This is a genomic window from Pseudomonas sp. PB101 (assembly GCF_009764265.1).
In the GTDB taxonomy this organism is placed as follows: Bacteria; Pseudomonadota; Gammaproteobacteria; order Pseudomonadales; family Pseudomonadaceae; genus Aquipseudomonas.
This window is the reverse complement of the sequence record NZ_RWIR01000027.1, coordinates 1-2057: the sequence shown is the minus strand read 5'-3', so window position 1 is coordinate 2057 and position 2057 is coordinate 1. Positions and strand designations below refer to the sequence as shown.

Below are 2057 nucleotides of genomic sequence, written 5' to 3'. Positions count from 1 at the left end.
CCGGGTGGTTGATGCGCAGCACTTCGCCGTCGGGTTTGCGTTCCAGCGTGGTGGTCTGACCCAGCGCGTCGGTGACGGCGACCAGGTGCTGGCGCTCGTCGAAGCGGTAGGTGGTGTTTTTACCCGAACAATCCTGGAAGCGTTCGACCTGGGCCAGGGTGTTCCACCACAGGTATTTGGACTTGTGGGTCGCGTCGATGATGGTGTGCGGCAGGCCGTCGTCGCCGTTGAGGTATTCTGTGGTGTGGCCGAGGGCGTCGACTTCGGCGATGAGGTTGCCCTTGTCGTCGTAGCGGGCTTGCCAGGTACTGCCGTCGGGATAATCCACCTGCGTGACCAAGGGGGTCAGGTGGTGATAACGGTATTTGACCGTGCGTCCGAGCGGGTCGGTGCCCCGTGTGCTGCGTGCTTTATTGTTAGCAATAACAGTGTAAACATTAGAGGCCGAGTTATTATTTCAGCCCCTCCGAAAACCAACTTATTAAAGAACGCCGCAACCAATTAGGAACCAGCCACTGTCAAAATCCACCTTTAGATGCACACTCTCCAAATCTAATTACCACCAAGAAAAAAACTACCTAACACTAAAAATCTAATTTTGCATCATACACCAATTCAGACAATGGCATTAACATCACACCCTTCATATCAAGTCTAATAATTTTCTCTCCAAGTTCGGCTGAAAAAACATACTCCTCTCTCAGCATCTCAGAAGAAATAAAAAAATCTAAATCACAAACGTCTTTTTTTATAATAATATCGGATATTGTGTCAAAAATCACTCTACCTGGATGAAACACATCCTCTTCTGGATCTTTAGTAACCGGATCAAGCCGTAACTCGTATTTCGATTTTTCCATATCCAAAATCTTATGAATTTCTCTACTACGCACCAAATAGTATTTTTTTGATGAAACTGGGGAGACTTTACTCTCCTGATGGAGTCGAATCTCCCTGACATCCACAACACCACAATTAGATGATTTAATCAATGCAAGAAAATCACCGGAACAAATAAATTCACTACCAAAATAAAAGAAGTCCGTCGCCACAGCTTTATGTTGTGCGTAAAAATCTAGAATCGCGCCTTCAGGTGGAAATTTATCATCCTCAAAATTATTTGAGTTCCAATTATACCCAACCAACTCTCCGTAAACCCCTCCTTCCGGACAACCGCTTTCACCACCTTTATAGGTAATCGCAAACATGATTTTCTCCATAGCACTTAGCATAGTCGCCCCTTCGCATTAATAGGGACATTTTTCGCTAAAATATTAGAACGCCATTTGTTCTGGATAGATTTTAACCCCAACGCCAGATCCATATCCGACAATCGGCCAGCTCTAAATGCAGTATTGAGCTTACTCACATCGCTTTCAACCAGAGCACTGTAATCTACGTGATTACTCCAGTGCCCGGGGAGATCGAGTGTTTTTGCCAATTCTTTTGTTCGTGGCAGCTCGATACCGTTTGAGGCACCATCAGGCGTAAACCCTATCGATTTCGCTTTATCAAACATTTGCGGGTATTTCTTCATTACCTCTTCTGGAATGATATGGTGAGCAGCATGCATATCTCCAGTGCGCATTCCTAGCTCTACACGCAAATCAGCACTTGATAATCCTTGCGGGTCAATCCAGCCCATTGAGTTAGGAACGTAGTGATAAAGGTTTCCACCACCCAACAACCCAATCGGATCCTGCGTAACAAACCGCCCCACCTCCGGATCGTAATACCGAAACGTGTTGTAGTGCAGCCCCGTCTCATCGTCAAAATACTGCCCCTGAAACCGCAGATTCTGCTCGACATCATTGACCGCCAGCCTTTCAACAGCCCCCCAAGCCTTGTACGTCGCCTGCCAGACAATCTGCCCTTCCCGGTCAGTCATCTCCAGCGGAGTACCAATCTGATCAGTATGGAAGTAATAAAGCTTCCGCTCTTCACCCTCTGCCTGATCCACCCGCGCCAACGGCGCATAACTCCCCGGCTCATACAGGTACAGACTGCTCTGCCCCGGTCGCTCCTCACGCAACATCCGCAGGCCTTGCCACAAAAAG

Annotated in this window: 2 protein-coding genes and 1 pseudogene; all 3 read right to left on the bottom strand. The window is 47.6% G+C overall.

The features are described from left to right. Positions 1–397: pseudogene (locus EI969_RS09175) on the bottom strand (type IV secretion protein Rhs); the annotation flags it as partial. Positions 398–584: 187 nt separating this feature from the next. Then, complete coding sequence (locus EI969_RS09170; RefSeq protein WP_160387210.1) at positions 585–1208, bottom strand: Imm43 family immunity protein; 624 nt, start codon at positions 1206–1208, stop codon at positions 585–587. A 17-nt stretch (positions 1209–1225) separates the two neighbouring features. After that, a partial coding sequence (locus EI969_RS30350) for an RHS repeat-associated core domain-containing protein (RefSeq protein WP_218575192.1) occupies positions 1226–2057 on the bottom strand: 832 nt, incomplete at its 5' end.

What these genes read in the sequence shown, in the direction of transcription:
- EI969_RS09170 (WP_160387210.1), bottom strand. Translation starts at nt 1,208, where the DNA reads ATGTTTGCGATTACCTATAAAGGTGGTGAAAGCGGTTGTCCGGAAGGA.